This is a genomic window from Acuticoccus kandeliae (assembly GCF_003073115.1).
Window position 1 is genome coordinate 1 of record NZ_QBBV01000158.1, and the last position, 306, is coordinate 306.

Sequence of the window (306 nt, forward strand, 5' to 3'; positions counted from 1 at the left end):
CGTCGAGCTCCCGGACCACGTCTTCGACGTGACGGCGAACATCGCCCTCATGCACCAGGTGGTGACCGCGCAGCTCAACGCCGCGCGTCAGGGCACGCACGACGTGAAGGGTCGCGGCGAGGTCCGCGGCGGTGGCAAGAAGCCGTACCGGCAGAAGGGCACCGGTCGCGCCCGTCAGGGCTCGATCCGCGCGCCGCAGTTCGCCGGTGGTGGCATCGTCCACGGCCCGACGCCCCGCGACTACTCGCAGCGGACCCCGAAGAAGATGAAGGCCGCCGCCCTGCGTGGCGCCCTCTCGGACCGGGC

The 306-nt window shown here is 72.5% G+C and carries 1 protein-coding gene; it reads left to right on the top strand.

Translation table 11 applies throughout. From position 1 onward, the window contains the following. The coding region (rplD, locus tag DBV35_RS29755; RefSeq protein ID WP_108663937.1) for a 50S ribosomal protein L4 at positions 1-306 on the top strand (306 nt) is incomplete at both ends.